This window comes from Rhizobium sp. 9140 (genome assembly GCF_900067135.1).
GTDB lineage: Bacteria > Pseudomonadota > Alphaproteobacteria > Rhizobiales > Rhizobiaceae > Ferranicluibacter.
Genome location: NZ_FJUR01000001.1, coordinates 970,757 through 985,703 on the forward strand (window position 1 = coordinate 970,757; position 14,947 = coordinate 985,703).

The 14,947-nt window shown below is 64.1% G+C and carries 11 protein-coding genes; 8 read left to right on the top strand and 3 right to left on the bottom strand.

The genetic code is table 11. The annotated features are described in order from the left end of the window. Positions 1-25: 25 nt before the first annotated feature. From GA0004734_RS04460 to GA0004734_RS04470, 3 genes are read right to left on the bottom strand one after another with little or no spacing between them, the layout of a single operon-like run. Complete coding sequence (locus GA0004734_RS04460) at positions 26-1,015, bottom strand: ABC transporter permease (protein ID WP_245292477.1); 990 nt, start codon at positions 1,013-1,015, stop codon at positions 26-28. Positions 1,016-1,065: 50 nt separating this feature from the next. Continuing rightward, positions 1,066-2,661 carry a sugar ABC transporter ATP-binding protein gene (locus GA0004734_RS04465; RefSeq protein WP_092931533.1) on the bottom strand — a complete coding sequence of 532 codons (1,596 nt, stop codon included), beginning with the start codon at positions 2,659-2,661 and terminating at the stop codon, positions 1,066-1,068. Next, the gene (locus GA0004734_RS04470; RefSeq protein ID WP_092931535.1) at positions 2,658-3,314 is read right to left on the bottom strand and encodes a DUF2291 family protein; all 657 of its coding nucleotides are present in this window, start codon (positions 3,312-3,314) and stop codon (positions 2,658-2,660) included. Before GA0004734_RS04470 ends, GA0004734_RS04465 begins: the two co-directional genes overlap by 4 nt. A gap of 887 nt (positions 3,315-4,201) precedes the next feature. Between GA0004734_RS04470 and GA0004734_RS04475 the strand changes: the two genes are divergently transcribed. The 8 genes from GA0004734_RS04475 to GA0004734_RS04510 all read left to right on the top strand — a co-directional run bounded on the left by GA0004734_RS04475 (position 4,202) and on the right by GA0004734_RS04510 (position 14,880). After that, positions 4,202-5,830: an FGGY-family carbohydrate kinase gene (locus GA0004734_RS04475; protein WP_092931539.1), complete on the top strand. Its 1,629-nt coding sequence runs from the start codon at positions 4,202-4,204 to the stop codon at positions 5,828-5,830. Between the two features lie 10 nt (positions 5,831-5,840). Beyond that, entirely contained in the window at positions 5,841-7,352 is a 1,512-nt protein-coding gene (locus tag GA0004734_RS04480) for a glycerol-3-phosphate dehydrogenase (RefSeq protein WP_092931541.1), read from the top strand. A 9-nt stretch (positions 7,353-7,361) separates the two neighbouring features. Beyond that, positions 7,362-8,297: a sugar phosphate isomerase/epimerase family protein gene (locus GA0004734_RS04485; protein WP_092931543.1), complete on the top strand. Its 936-nt coding sequence runs from the start codon at positions 7,362-7,364 to the stop codon at positions 8,295-8,297. Positions 8,298-8,458: 161 nt separating this feature from the next. Further along, entirely contained in the window at positions 8,459-9,418 is a 960-nt protein-coding gene (locus tag GA0004734_RS04490) for a sugar-binding transcriptional regulator (protein ID WP_092931545.1), read from the top strand. Positions 9,419-9,562: 144 nt separating this feature from the next. After that, positions 9,563-10,780 (top strand): CHASE3 domain-containing protein, encoded by a 1,218-nt coding sequence (locus tag GA0004734_RS04495; protein WP_175386220.1) that lies wholly within the window; start codon positions 9,563-9,565, stop codon positions 10,778-10,780. A gap of 63 nt (positions 10,781-10,843) precedes the next feature. Further along, entirely contained in the window at positions 10,844-12,121 is a 1,278-nt protein-coding gene (locus GA0004734_RS04500) for an arsenic transporter (RefSeq protein WP_092931549.1), read from the top strand. An 86-nt stretch (positions 12,122-12,207) separates the two neighbouring features. Then, positions 12,208-13,830 carry a ribosomal protection-like ABC-F family protein gene (gene abc-f, locus GA0004734_RS04505; RefSeq protein ID WP_092931551.1) on the top strand — a complete coding sequence of 541 codons (1,623 nt, stop codon included), beginning with the start codon at positions 12,208-12,210 and terminating at the stop codon, positions 13,828-13,830. 180 nt (positions 13,831-14,010) lie between these two features. Continuing rightward, on the top strand, positions 14,011-14,880 hold the full coding sequence (locus tag GA0004734_RS04510; RefSeq protein ID WP_092935913.1) for a glycine betaine ABC transporter substrate-binding protein OsmF: 870 nt from the start codon (positions 14,011-14,013) through the stop codon (positions 14,878-14,880). The last annotated feature ends 67 nt before the right edge of the window (positions 14,881-14,947 follow it).

The following is a 14,947-nucleotide window of genomic DNA, read 5'->3' on the forward strand; positions in this document are numbered from 1 at the left end:
GGAGAAGGTCGTGTGTCGGTCGCCTTTACTTCGGGCGGCGGCCGTACTGGATGCTGTTGAGCAGAACGGCGAGCACGATGACAGCGCCGGTAAAGACGGTCTGCCAGTAGGAGGACACGCCGATGATGACGAGGCCGTCCGACAGGAAGCCGATGACGAAGGCGCCGAGCATGGTGCCGCCGATCGTGCCGCGTCCGCCGGTCAGCGCCGCGCCGCCGATGACAACGGCCGCAATCGCCGTCAGCTCATAGGTCGTGCCGGCCGTCGGGCCGGCGGAGGTGAGCTGCGACGAAAGGACGAGGCCGGCAATGGCCGCAGAGATGCCCGAAAGCACGTAGACGATGATCTTGACCCGTTTCACCGGCACACCGGAAAGCTCGGCCGCGCGCTCGTTGCCGCCCGACGCATAGAGCCAGCGGCCGAAGGCCGAGCGGCTGAGCATGACGAAGCAGAGGATGGCGAGGAGGGCGAGCACGAGAACGCCGATCGGCACACCGAACAGACGGTTGAAGCCCAGCCAGTCGAAGCCGGTATTGCCGAGTTCCGGGCGACCGCCGAGATTGTTGAAGGTCAGGCCGTTGGTCATCAGTAGCGCCACGCCGCGTGCGACATAGAGCACGCCGAGGGTCGCCACGAAGGCGGGAACGCGGAAATAGGCAATGAGCACGCCGTTGACGGCGCCGACGAAGGCGCCGAGCGCGCAGGTGAGAATGACCACGACCCAGACAGGCGGATAGAGCACCACGCCGAACGCATCGAGCGTCACGCCCTGCATCAGATAGCCCGCGACGACGCCGGACAGGCCGAGGGTGGAGCCGACCGAGAGGTCGATGCCGCCGTTGAGGATGACGAGCAGCATGCCGATGGCGAGGATACCGAAGATCGCCACATGCGACGACATGATCAGGAAATTGGCGACGGAGAAATAATAGGGCGACAGCAGCGAGAACACGACGATGATCGCGATCAATGCGAAGAAGGCGCGGCCCTCGAGCAGGAGTTGACCGATATTCATCGTCTTCTTCTGCGGGGTCGGGCGCGCGGATGAGTTGGTTGCCGACATGATCACTGCGTCCTCGTTTCGGGCTCGTGCCCATCTGATCCATGGCCGCCAGCCTTTTCGCCGGATGCCGCCATGATGCTTTCCTTGGTGACGTCGGAGCCGAACTCGGCCGAGATGCGGCCACGGCGCATGACGACGATGCGATGCGCGATGCTCAGGCATTCGCCCACTTCCGATGTCGAATAGATGACGGCGAGGCCCTGGCGGGCGCGCTCGGCGAGCAGCTTGAACACTTCCGACTTCGCCCCGATATCGATGCCGCGGCTGGGCTCGTCGAGCAGCATGACCTCCGGGTCCGTCGCCAGCATCTTGCCGATGACCACCTTCTGCTGGTTGCCGCCCGACAGCGAGCCGATGGGTGCGGCCCCACCATCCGTCTTGATGTGGACCTTGGCGATCGCGTCCGTCACGAGCCCCGCCTCGCTGCGGCGCGAGGTGAAAATGCCCTTGGTAAAGGCGCCGATGCTGGCGAGCGACAGGTTGCTGCCGACGGTCATCGTCTGCACCAGCCCGTCGCGCTGCCGGTCTTCCGGCACAAGCACCAGCCCGTTGTCGATACGCGCTGCGATCGAGAGCCCGGACACGTCCTGCCCGTGCAGCATGACGCGGCCGGCAGACGGTTGCAGCCGGCCGGCCACGCATTCGAGAAGCTCGGTGCGCCCGGCACCCATCAGCCCGTAGATGCAGACGACCTCGCCGGCGCGCACGTCGAGCGAGAGATTGTCGACCACGGAATAGTCGGCGCCCGAGGCATCCGGCACCGACAGGTTCTCGATCGACAGCGCGACCGGCCCGAAGGCATAGCCGGTCGGCGGCGCGCCGAGATCGAAGTTCTCGCCGACCATGTTGCGCACGATCCATTCGAGATCGATCTCGCTCCGCGCCGCATAGGCCGTCATCGTGCCGTCGCGCAGCACCACGGCGTGATGGGTGATCTGCAACGCTTCTTCGAGATGGTGTGAGATATAGACGATGGAAACGCCGCGCGCTGTGAGGTCGCGGATGACCTTGAAGAGCACCTCGACTTCCGACGCGCTCAGCGCCGAAGTCGGCTCGTCCATGATGAGGATGCGGGAATTGACCGACAGGGCGCGGGCAATTTCCACGATCTGCTGCTGCCCGAGGCGAAGCGCCTCGACCGGCGTCAGCGGGTCGATCTCTTCCTCCAGCTCTTCCATCAGAAGCCGCGTCTGCCGTTCTTCCTCGGCGTAATCGACACCGGTCGCGCCCATGATCTCGCGGCCCATGAAGATGTTGTCGCGAACGTTCATGTTCAGCGCCAGCGACAGTTCCTGATGGATGATCGAGACGCCGCTGTCGCGGGCATGCGACGAGGAGGAGAAGGTGACGGGCGCGCCATCCAGCATGATCTCGCCGGAGGTCGGTTGAATGACGCCAGAGAGAATCTTCATCAGCGTCGACTTGCCGGCCCCGTTCTCGCCGAACAGCGTGGTGACCTGGCCGCGACAGATCTCGAAGTTCACGCCTTTCAGCGCGTGGATGCTGCCATAGGACTTGGCAATGTTGCGCGCTTCCATGACGACGGCGCCGTGGTCGCCGGATGTTTTGCGGGCTGTGCTGGCGGTGACGGCGTTCATTTCACGGTCACCATTACCGGTGTCACCAGCCAGTTCTTGGGGTTGATCAGCTTGAAGACGCCGGTGATCTCGACCGTCTTGCCTTCGAGCGCTGTCGGATCGATGTTGCCGAGCGTCTCCTTCTTCATGGCGTTGTTCAGCGCAGAGCCGGCGTTCTGGTACTCGATCTGGTTGGTGAACTGGCCGAACTCGATCTCGCCGGTCGCGTCCCGCAGGTCCGTGCCGTTGATGGCCGGGCCGGTCTGCACCCGCACCACGGTTCCCTCGGGCAGCCCCGTAACGGCGATCGTGTTGGTGCTCGACATCCGCTCGCCGACCGTGCCGGTGAACTTGACCGGAATGACCGGTCCGGTGCTGGTGGCAACGCCGTATTTCGTGCCGGCTGCAGCCTTGTCGGCGGCGATCGCGCTGCCGAGTTCGGCGGCATCGACCGCGCGGCTGACCACGCTGTCGCGCACTTTGGGGAAGTTCTCCGTCCCAAAGGCTTCGGGTGAGAACACGTCGGCGCGCACGTCATGCTCAGAGCCGATCCGCACCACTCTCGTGTCGTAGACCATGGCACCGACGAGGACCACGGCGAGTGCCGCCGCGATCGCGCGTCCGCGGGTCAGGAGAGGGGTGTTCAGCGATTTCGTGTCGGCAACGGTGCTCATGACGAAAGCCTCAAATCTGGAATCGCCTCTCGAAAGAGGCGCAAGGGTCGAATGGACGCCGCAGACTTCCCGCGACGGAGGGACGGTCGGGTCGGGTTTCAGCTCTGGCGAAGGATGACGGGAATGCACCTGTCTGCTGGCAGCGCCTGCCGCGAGAGCAGGGCAGATCGGCGGAACGGGATTGCGGTGCTGGTCATGGCGTCTCCTCCTTCACGCATCCGCCGACGATCTCCTCCCATCGGCCTTCATGCTGGGTGATAACAGATGGTAGGTCTGTGTTATCAACGAGGCAAACAATGATAGAAAAATTTCGAGGTGTCAACGGCTGCGGCTTTCGGAAAGGCATGTTGGTAAGCGCGGAAATTTTGGGTAACGGACGTGTGGCACGCTCGGATGTCGGGGAGGTCGTGCTTATCAGAATTCAGGATCAGGAGGAGGCATTGGCCGCGGGTGTGGCGTTTGACCGGCACGGATGTCGGTTTAGTGAGTTGAAAATATTAAATAATAATCTGATATCTGGTGATATCGGGATGATCTGCAACGTTGTCTGACGCGGCGCTTGCGGGTGTCATTACAGGTGAGAGGGTGACGGAATTATAAAGGTGACTCATTGGGATCGCCTCCAGACGATCTTGACAAATCGCAATCTCTATGAAAAAAAATACGAGAACAGAAAGATATTTCGATGACAATGTTATGTCTGTGAGATATCGATCGTTTCGGTTGGCCGGACGTTTCAGGGGTTCTGCTTTCCCGGTTGATCTCTCTGGAGGCGCCGGCGCCGAACACTCTTCGGAGGAAGAGTTTTGCGAGGATGGGAGGAGTTTCGATGACGCGATGGGCAGGAGCGCGGCTGCGACCCGTTTTGGCGCGCAGGAACCGGCGTCATGCGTGACATCATCATCGGTATCGACGCGGGAACGTCGGTCATCAAGGCCGTGGCCTTCGATCTGGGCGGACGACAGCTCGCCTGCGCATCCGTCCGCAATGTCTATGTCACCGGCGACGATGGCTCCGCCACCCAGTCCCTGACGCAGACTTGGGCGGATTGCGTCTCCGCGCTGAAAGGCCTCTCCGAAAAGATCGACGGCCTTGCGGCAAGAACCGCGGCCCTGGCCGTAACCGCGCAAGGGGACGGAACCTGGCTCGTCGGGCCGGACAACCGTCCCGTCGGCGATGCCTGGCTGTGGCTCGATGCCCGCGCCGCGCCGACCGTGCGCCGCCTTGCCGGCCGCAGCGAGGACCGCGCCCGTTTCGAGGCGACGGGCACAGGGCTCAACACCTGCCAGCAGGGCGCGCAGATGGCGCATATGGACCGGCACCGCCCCGAGCTTCTAGACGGCGCCGATGTCGCGCTGCATTGCAAGGATTGGCTCTACCTGAACCTCACCGGCATCCGCGCCACGGACCCGTCGGAAGCTAGCTTCACTTTCGGCAATTTCCGCACCCGGCGCTACGATGACGTGGCGATCGACAGCCTCGGTCTTGCCCATCGCCGCACCCTCCTGCCGGAGATCATCGATGGCACGGAGGTCATGCACCCGCTCTCCGCCGACGCCGCCCGGGCGACCGGACTTCTCGCGGGAACACCGGTGTCGCTTGGCTATGTCGATATGGTCATGACCGCGCTCGGTGCCGGCGTGCGCACGCGCTCGACGAATGCCGCCTGCTCCACCGTCGGCTCCACCGGCGTCCACATGCGCGCCAAGCCCGTGGACGCGGTGCATCTGAACGCCGAGGGGACGGGCTATGTCATCGCGCTGCCCGTACCCGGCATCGTCACCCAGGTTCAGACGAACATGGGCGCGACCCTGAACATCGACTGGATCCTGCGCCTGGCCGCCGATCTGATGGCGGATGCGGGCCGGCAGGTCGCGTTTTCCGATCTCGTCGGGCGGATCGAGCACTGGCTGGAAACGACGCGGCCCGGCGCGCTGCTCTATCATCCCTATATTTCCGAGGCCGGCGAACGCGGACCCTTCGTCAATGCCAATGCCCGCGCCGGCTTTATCGGCCTTTCCACCCGCCATGGCTTTCCCGACATGCTGCGCGCGGTGGTCGAGGGGCTGGGCATGGCGACGCGCGATTGCTACGCGGCCATGGGCGCGATGCCGGAGGAACTGCGGCTGACCGGCGGTGCCGCCCGTTCCCGCGCGCTGCGCAGCGTCCTTGCCGCCTCGGTCGATGCTCCGGTTCGCATCTCCGACCGCGAGGAGGCAGGGGCCGCCGGTGCCGCGATGATGGCGGCCGTGGCCCTCGGTGTATACCCCACCATGGATGCCTGCATCGACGAATGGGTGAGCCCGCTCTTGGGGCAGGCCGAAGCGGCCGATCCCGATCTCGCCCGCCACTACGACCGCCTCTATCCGGCCTATGTCGCGGCGCGCCAGTCGCTTGCGCCCGTATGGGAAACGCTGGCCGACGAGCATGGGCAGGCGAGCCCCGAGAAAGACGAGACGACGGCCGTTTTAGGCCTTGCCGACACGACGACGCGCGACGACGCGTCCCACCTTTGAGGAGCCTGACATGACAGAAGCAAAGACGGTCGATCTCTTCGTGATCGGCGGCGGCATCAACGGCGCCGGCATCGCGCGCGATGCCGCAGGCCGCGGCCTCCAGGTCATCCTCTGCGAAAAAGGGGATCTGGCAGAAGGCACGTCGTCGCGCTCCGGCAAGCTCGTCCATGGCGGCTTGCGCTATCTCGAATATTACGAATTTCGGCTGGTGCGCGAGGCGCTGATCGAGCGCGAGGTTCTCCTCAATTCGGCAAGCCACATCATCTGGCCCATGCGCTTCGTGCTGCCCCACAGCCCGGACGACCGTCCCGCCTGGCTCGTCCGGCTCGGCCTCTTCCTTTACGACCATCTCGGCGGCCGCAAGCGCCTGCCCGGCACCCGCTCGCTCGATCTGCATCGCGATCCCGAGGGCGCGCCGATCCTCGACAAATATACCAAAGGCTTCGAGTATTCCGACTGTTGGGTGGACGACGCCCGCCTCGTGGTGTTGAACGCGCTCGACGCGGCCGAGCGCGGCGCAACGGTGCTGACGCGCACCGCCTGCATCAGCGCCCGCCGGGAGGACGGCGGCTGGCGCGTGGAGACGCGCAACGAGCGCACCGGGGAAATATCGTCCTTCCGGGCGAAGGTTCTCGTCAATGCCGGCGGCCCCTGGGTCAACGATATCGTCGGCAGGGTCGCAGGCTCCAACAGCAGCCGCAACGTGCGCCTCGTCAAGGGTAGCCACATCGTCGTGCCGAAGTTCTGGGACGGTCAACAGGCTTATCTCGTGCAGAACCACGACAAGCGGGTCATCTTCATCAACCCTTACGAGGGCGACAAGGCGCTGATCGGCACCACCGACATTCCTTATGAAGGCCGTCCGGAAGAGGTGCAGGCCGAGGAGAAGGAAATCGATTACCTGCTCGCCGCCGTGAACCGCTACTTCAAGGAGAAGCTGCGCCGCAGCGATGTGCTGCACAGCTTCTCCGGCGTTCGTCCGCTCTTCGACGACGGCAAGGGCAACCCGTCTGCCGTCACGCGCGACTATGTCTTCGAGCTTGACGAGACCGGCGGCGCCCCGATGCTCAACATCTACGGCGGCAAGATCACGACCTTCCGCAAGCTCTCCGAACACGCCATCCAGAAGATCGCCGGCTTCTTTCCAAACATGAAGGGCGACTGGACTCGGGGAGCGACGCTGCCGGGCGGCGAGATCCCGAACGCCGATTACGTGCAGTTCACTGAACGGATGCGCAGCGACTACCCCTGGATGCCGCGCGCACTGGTCAACCACTACGGCCGCCTCTATGGCGCCCGCGTTAACCGCATCGTCAAGGGTGTGACATCGCTCGACGGGCTCGGCCGCCACTTCGGCGGACAACTCTACGAGGCCGAGGTGCGCTATCTCGTTGCCAACGAATGGGCGGAGACGGCCGAAGACGTGCTCGTGCGCCGCACCAAGCAGAACCTGCATCTGACGGAAGCCGAGCGGACGGCGTTTGCGGACTGGTTCGACGCGCATGTCGCGCTGGCGGCCTGAGGATCGATCATGAAGCTGACCCTGTCGCTCAACACCAATCCGCTGGTCAACCGGTTCGCCGAGCCGGACGACCTGATCGATACCGTGGCGCGTGAACTGAAGATCCGCGATCTGCAGCTGACGCACGAGTTCATCAATCCGAGCTGGCCCGCACCCGTCATCCGCCGCCTGACGCGGGATATGCGGGCGGCTCTCACGCGGACCGGCGTGCGCATCACTTCGGGCATGACGGGTCCCTACGGACGCCTCAACCATTTCGGCCACCCCGACCGGGACGTGCGGCGCTATTATGTCGACTGGTTCAAGACCTTTGCCGATATCACGGCGGATCTCGGCGGCGTCTCGGTCGGCACGCAGTTCGCCATCTTCACCTATAAGGATTTCGACAATCCCGCCCGGCGCGAAGAGCTCGTCAAGATCGCCATCGACTGCTGGTCGGAGGTTGCCGAGCATGGCAAGGCGGCCGGTCTTCACTACATCTTCTGGGAGCCGATGAGCGTCGGGCGCGAGTTCGGCGAGACGATTTCCGAATGCATACGCTTGCAGGACCGGCTGACGGCGGCTGATATGGCGATTCCCATGTGGATGATGGCCGATATCGATCATGGCGACGTGACCTCGCCCAATCCCGACGATGTCGATCCCTATGCCTGGGCGCGCGCGGTGCCAAAGCTCTCGCCGATCATCCATATCAAGCAGAGCCTGATGGATAAGGGTGGCCACAGGCCTTTCACGTCCGAGTTCAACGCCCGTGGCCGGGTGCATCCCGCGCCGCTGCTGGAAGCACTCGCCGAGGGAGGTGCCGAGGACAACGAGATCTGCCTCGAGCTGTCCTTCAAGGAGCGCGATCCGAACGACCGTCAGGTGATCGAACAGATCGCGGAAAGCATCGCCTTCTGGGCGCCGCATATCGATACGGGCGCTGCCGACCTCAACATCGGATAGGCCCGATGTTCGTGGAGGCGGGAGCTGAAATGACGTGCAGGCGTGAGGGACGGGGTATATGGCAGAAGTGAGGGCGAAACGGATCGGCCTGCGGCAGGACGTTGGCGATCGGAAGCCTTTATAGAACGCCAGAAGCCTCAACAGAACGCATGACAGGACACATGGCCGGAAACCGACGCCCCATCGACCCCGAGGAATCGCTCGCAACCCGCGCCGCCTGGCTGCACTATGTCGGCGGCATGACCCAGGCGGCCGTCGCCAAGATGCTCGGCCTGCCCTCCGTCAAGACCCACCGGATGATCGCGCGCGCCGTGGCCGACGGCATGGTCAAAGTCACCATCGATGGCGACATCGTCGAATGCGTCGATCTGGAGGCGCGACTCGCCGAGCGCTACGGCCTCGAATATTGCGAAGTCGCGCCGGACATGCGCGAGGAGGGCCTGCCGCTGCGGGCGCTCGCCTATGCCGGCGCATCCTATCTGCGGCGCGAGATCGAGCGCGGCGAGCACGCGATGATCGGTCTCGGCCATGGCCGCACGCTGGCCGCCGCCGTGCGCCACATGCCGCGCCTTTCCGCCACCACGGTCTCCTTCGTGTCCCTCCTCGGCGGCGTGACCCGCAACTATGCCATCAACCCGCATGACGTGATGCACCAGATCGCGGAGAAGACCGGGGCGACGGCTTATGTCATGCCGGTCCCCTTCTTTGCCAACACGGCAGAGGATCGCGAGGTTCTTCTCGCCCAGCGCGGCGTCGGCGAGGTCTTCGCGCTTGCCGAAGGCGCCGACCTCAAATTCGTCGGTATCGGCACGGTAGAGCCTGCAGCCCAGCTGGTCGCCTCCGGCATGATCGAGCCGCGCGAGATCCGCGAGATCTCTGGCAACGGTGCGGTCGGCGAACTGCTCGGCCATTTCTTCGATGCCCGCGGCCGCTTGCTTGAGACCATGCTGACGGCCCGCACGCTCTCGGTTTCGTTCCACTCCGCGAAGGCCGATCGCATCGTCGCCATCGCCGGCGGCCCGGGCAAGGTGGAGGCGATCCGCGCGGTTCTCACCAGCCGCCGCCTGTCCGGCCTCATCACCGACGAGCCTACTGCGCAGGCCCTGCTCGACGTGGAGTGATCCTAACTGTTGAACGTCAGGAAACGGTGGAAAAGCTGTGCAGCATAAATGCGCGGACGATGCTTTCCATTCGACGTGACGAACACATCTATGCTGTTACGCGGGGCCGCACGGCACGCCCGTGACGCTGCTGCGCGAGGGACTATGGCCAGACCGACGGTGAACACGTTCCTGCTGCAGGCGCGCAACGAGGTGCGACAGAGCGCGGGGATGATCATCGTCGCCATGCTTTTCGTCGCCTTCGCCTCCATAGGCGCCTCGGTTCTTCTGTCCCAGCGGGAGCGCCAGGCGCAGGAGGCCATCGCCCACACGATCGGCAATGAGCGGCGGATCTCGACGCTGCAATCGCTGCTTCAAGATGCGGAGATCGGGCAGCGCGGCTATCTCATCACGCAGGACCGGACCTATCTGGAGCCCTATGAGGCCTCGATCGAAGAGATCGACCGCATGATGGAAGAGCTTGCCACAGGGCTCTCCGACAATACGCGTCAGGATGCCAACGTCGCCGTCCTGCGCTCGCTGATCGTCCAAAAATTGTCGGAGCTGCGCCAGAGTATCGACCGTCAGCGCGAGGGCGATACGGCAGGGGCGCTGGCCATCATGAAGACCGGCCAGGGCAAGATGCTGATGGACGGTGTGCGCAACGCGCTGAAGACCATGCGGGCCGAGGAAAGCAACCAGCGTATGCAGCGCGTGGCCGACGCCCAGCAGGCCAGTGCCCGCATGGAGATGGTGGTGTTTGCTCTAGCGCTGCTCACCGCCGTCTTCGCGCTGGTCGCCGTGCGCGCCACCGCCCGCCGCGCCCGTTCCGCCGAACTGACGCGCGACGAGCTGCTCTCGCGGCTCGACCGGCGGCTTCTTGCGATCATGGCGGCCGATGTCGTCGGTTACTCCCGGCTGATGGAGGGCGACGAGACACGGACGCTGGCAAGCCTGAAGATCGTGCGCGACCGCATCGATCCGATCATCGAGCATCACAGCGGCTCGATCGTCAACACGGCGGGCGACAGCGTTCTCGCCGCCTTCGCCAGCGCTCTCTCGGCCATCGACTGCGCGATCGAGATTCAGCAGGCGATGGCGCAGGCAAATGCGCAGCTCGATGACGATGCGCGGCTGACGTTCCGGATCGGCATCAATGTCGGCGATGTCGTGGTGCAGGATGGCGACGTCTTCGGCGATACGGTCAATGTGGCGGCAAGGCTGGAAGCCCTCGCCGAACCGGGCGCGATCTGCATTTCCCGCGCGGTGCGCGATCATGTCCGCAAGCAGCGCCCCCTGACCTTCGACGACCTCGGCTTTCAGCATGTGAAGAACATCGCCCAGCCGATCAGCGCCTTTCGCGTGCGGGTTCAGGCCGTGTAGAAGACCGGTCCAGACAACGCGCTTCCCCGCCATCTCTCAAGCGTCAACACAGCCGGAAAACTCATGCCGACGTTCCTCTCCCCCGTCATGCTCACCTGGGGCATCTCAGCCCTTGCCGTCGCCGGCGTCATCACCCGGCCGTTCCATCTGCCGGAGGCCGTGTGGGCGGTGGCGGGTGCTGCGGTCATCGCGGCGCTCGGGCTCATGCCGCTATCGGCCGTCTGGAGCGGCATCGCCCGTGGCTATGACGTCTATCTGTTCCTGATCGGCATGATGCTGTTGTCGGAGCTTGCCCGCAAGGAAGGCCTGTTCGACTGGCTGGCCGCCATCGCGACGCGGCACGCAAAGGGGTCGTCGAAGCGGTTGTTCTTCCTCATCTATGCGGTTGGCGTGCTCGTCACCATGTTCCTCTCCAACGATGCCACGGCCGTGGTGCTGACGCCGGCCGTCTATGCCGCCACGCGGGCGGCGAAGGTTGCAAACCCGCTGCCTTACCTGCTGATCTGCGCCTTCATTGCGAATGCCGCGAGCTTCGTGCTGCCGATTTCCAATCCCGCCAACCTTGTGATCTTCGGCGGCGGCGAGATGCCGCCGCTCGGGGAATGGCTGCGCACCTTCACGCTGCCCTCCATCGTGGCGATTGCCGTTACATATGTAACGCTTGCCTTCACACAGCGCCGGGCCATCGCTTCGGAAACCGTCGCCGCCGATGTGCCGATGCCGATATTGTCGCCCGCCGCCCGCGTCGCAGGGGTCGGCCTTGCGCTGACGGCCATCGGCCTCGTGATCGTCTCCGCGCTCGATCTCGATCTCGGCCTGCCCACCCTGGTTGCCGGCATCGCCACGACGCTCCTGATCGTCGTCGTCAATCGCGAACCGCCTGTCGACGTCGTCAAGGGTATCTCGTGGAGCGTGCTGCCGCTGGTCGCCGGTCTCTTCGTCATCGTGGAGGCGCTCAGCGGCACCGGTCTCGTCGGCATGTTCAGTGATCTCCTCGCCCGCAACGCGGCGACCTCGCCCGCGTGGACGGCTGGCGTTGCCGGTATCGGTGTCGGCTTTGCGGCAAACCTCGTCAACAACCTGCCGGCCGGGCTCTTTGCCGGCAGCGCCGTTCAGGCCGCGGGTGCGCCGAGCCTTGTTGCGGCCGCCATCCTCATCGGCGTCGATCTCGGCCCCAATCTTTCCGTCACCGGCTCGCTCGCCACCATCCTCTGGCTCACCGCCCTGCGCCGCGAGGGCATCGAGATCGGCACGTGGGCTTTCCTGAAGCTCGGGGCCGTGGTGATGATCCCGGCGCTCCTCCTCTCCATCGCCACGCTCGTCGGCCTATCCCTATTGTGATGCGCGTGCGCTGCAGCAAAAACCCGGGACATCGGGGTGATCCCGTGCCATAAGGCGACCCGAAACGCACTTAGGCCCGACCGATCATGATCCGCATCGAAAACATCTCCAAGCAGAACAGCCACCGCCTCCTCTTCATCGAGGCCTCGGCGGCCCTCAACAAGGGCGAGAAGATCGGCCTCGTCGGCCCGAACGGAGCCGGCAAGACGACGCTGTTCCGCATGATCACCGGCTCCGAGCTGCCCGACGAGGGGCAGGTCGCGACCGAGAAGAACGTGACGATCGGCTACTTCAATCAGGACGTCGGCGAGATGTCCGGCCGCAGCGCCGTGGCCGAGGTCATGGAGGGCGCCGGCCCCGTCAGCATCGTTGCGGCCGAATTGCGCGACCTCGAAGCGGCCATGTCCGACCCCGACCGCATGGACGAAATGGACTCGATCATCGAGCGCTATGGCGAGGTGCAGGCGCGCTATGAGGAACTGGACGGCTACGCGCTGGAGGGGCGCGCCCGCGAGGTGCTCGACGGCCTCTCCTTCAGCCAGGAGATGATGGACGGGGATGTCGGCAAGCTCTCGGGCGGCTGGAAGATGCGCGTGGCGCTCGCCCGTATTCTTCTGATGCGCCCCGACGTCATGCTGCTCGACGAACCGAGCAACCATCTGGATCTCGAAAGCCTGATCTGGCTGGAAAGCTTCCTGAGGACCTATGACGGCGCGCTGCTGATGACGTCGCACGACCGCGAATTCATGAACCGCATCGTCACCAAGATCATCGAGATCGACGGCGGTTCGCTCACCAGCTATTCCGGCGATTACGGCTTCTATGAGCAGCAGCGGGCGCTGAGCGAAAAGCACCAGCAGGCGCAATTCGAACGACAGCAGGCTATGCTTGCCAAGGAAATCAAGTTTATCGAGCGCTTCAAGGCGCGGGCGTCGCATGCTTCGCAGGTGCAGAGCCGCGTCAAGAAGCTCGAGAAGATCGACCGCGTCGAGCCTCCGAAGCGCAGGCAGACGGTCGCCTTCGACTTCCTGCCGGCGCCCCGCTCGGGCGAAGACGTCGTCAATATCAAGCAGGTCCACAAGGCCTATGGCTCGAGAACCATCTATGACGGGCTCGACTTCATGGTCCGCCGACGCGAGCGCTGGTGCATCATGGGCATCAACGGTGCCGGAAAATCGACGCTGCTGAAGCTCGTGACGGGCACGACGACACCCGACAAGGGCACGGTTACCGTCGGGGCCAGTGTTAAGGTCGGCTATTTCGCACAGCATGCCATGGATCTGCTTGACGGCGAGAGCACGGTTCTCCAGTGGCTGGAAGAGCAGTTTCCCAAGGCCGGTCAGGCGCCGCTCAGAGCCCTGTCGGGCTGCTTCGGCTTTTCCGGCGATGATGTGGACAAGCGCTGCCGGGTTCTTTCGGGCGGCGAAAAGGCTCGCCTCGTCATGGCGGCGATGCTGTTCGATCCACCGAATTTCCTCGTGCTCGACGAGCCGACCAACCACCTCGACCTCGACACGAAGGAAATGCTGATCAAGGCGCTGTCGGCCTATGAAGGCACGATGCTGTTCGTCTCGCACGACCGTCATTTTCTCGCGGCGCTGTCCAACCGCGTGCTGGAGCTGACGCCCGATGGCATCCATCAATATGGCGGCGGATATACCGAATATGTCGAGCGGACGGGGCAGGAGGCACCCGGCATACACGTTTAGGCTGCATTGAAACGAACGGGTCGCATTTTGCCCCGGAACCGCTCTGTTTTTCCTTCGATGTCGCCACATATGACAGTCTATGCCGCGACGATCGCCGTCATCGCGTGGACGATAGTGTGTCATCAGGGGAGAATTTACGTGCGTCTCAAGTCTACACTCATCGCGGCTGCAGCCGCGGCCATGTCGTTTGCCGCCGCAGCCCAGGCCCAGGTCGTCGTGTCCTCCAAGATCGATACCGAAGGCGGCGTGCTGGGCAACATCATCCTGTCGGTCCTCAATGCGAACGGCATCAAGACGACGGATCGCGTGCAGCTCGGTGCAACGCCGGTCGTGCGCAAGGCGATCACATCCGGCGAGATCGACATCTATCCGGAATATACGGGCAATGCCGCCTTCTTCTTCGAGAAGGCCGAAGACCCCGCCTGGAAGGATGCAGCCAAGGCCTATGAGGAGGCCAAGAAGCTCGACTACGACGCCAACAAGATCGTCTGGCTGACACCGTCGCCGGCGAACAACACCTGGGCCGTTGCGATCCGCAAGGATGTCGCCGACAGCGCCAAGGTCAAGACCTTCTCCGACTTCGGCAAATACGTCACGGATGGCGGTACGGTGAAGCTCGCGGCCTCTTCGGAATTTGTGAATTCCGCAGCCGCCCTGCCGGCCTTCCAGACCACCTACGGCTTCACCCTGAAGCCCGACCAGCTGATCACGCTGTCGGGCGGCGACACGGCGGCGACCATCGCAGCGGCCGCCAACCAGACGAACGGCGCCAATGCGGCCATGGTCTACGGCACGGATGGCGGCATCGCACCGTCGGGCCTCGTGGTTTTGGAAGACGACAAGGGCGTGCAGCCCGTCTACCAGCCCGCGCCGATCATCCGCGAAGCCGTTCTGAAGGAAAATCCCGAGATCGAGACGCTTCTGAAGCCCGTCTTTGAAAAGCTCGATCTCGTGACCCTGCAGGACCTGAACGGTCGCGTGCAGGTGGGCGGCGAGCCGGCCAAGGCCGTGGCCGAGGACTTTCTGAAGAAGAACGGCTTTCTGAAGTAAGCGACGGGGCCGGGAGACGTTGATCTCCCGGCCGGCTCTCTGACATTGAACGATGGTGGCGGACGGC

Bases quoted from the DNA above. Each gene is read 5' to 3' on its own strand.
- GA0004734_RS04495 (WP_175386220.1), top strand. From the start codon at position 9,563: ATGGCCAGACCGACGGTGAACACGTTCCTGCTGCAGGCGCGCAACGAG.
- GA0004734_RS04510 (WP_092935913.1), top strand. From the start codon at position 14,011: ATGTCGTTTGCCGCCGCAGCCCAGGCCCAGGTCGTCGTGTCCTCCAAG.
- abc-f (WP_092931551.1), top strand. From the start codon at position 12,208: ATGATCCGCATCGAAAACATCTCCAAGCAGAACAGCCACCGCCTCCTC.
- GA0004734_RS04480 (WP_092931541.1), top strand. From the start codon at position 5,841: ATGACAGAAGCAAAGACGGTCGATCTCTTCGTGATCGGCGGCGGCATC.
- GA0004734_RS04460 (WP_245292477.1), bottom strand. From the start codon at position 1,015: ATGAATATCGGTCAACTCCTGCTCGAGGGCCGCGCCTTCTTCGCATTG.
- GA0004734_RS04500 (WP_092931549.1), top strand. From the start codon at position 10,844: ATGCCGACGTTCCTCTCCCCCGTCATGCTCACCTGGGGCATCTCAGCC.
- GA0004734_RS04475 (WP_092931539.1), top strand. From the start codon at position 4,202: ATGCGTGACATCATCATCGGTATCGACGCGGGAACGTCGGTCATCAAG.
- GA0004734_RS04470 (WP_092931535.1), bottom strand. From the start codon at position 3,314: ATGAGCACCGTTGCCGACACGAAATCGCTGAACACCCCTCTCCTGACC.
- GA0004734_RS04465 (WP_092931533.1), bottom strand. From the start codon at position 2,661: ATGAACGCCGTCACCGCCAGCACAGCCCGCAAAACATCCGGCGACCAC.
- GA0004734_RS04485 (WP_092931543.1), top strand. From the start codon at position 7,362: ATGAAGCTGACCCTGTCGCTCAACACCAATCCGCTGGTCAACCGGTTC.
- GA0004734_RS04490 (WP_092931545.1), top strand. From the start codon at position 8,459: ATGGCCGGAAACCGACGCCCCATCGACCCCGAGGAATCGCTCGCAACC.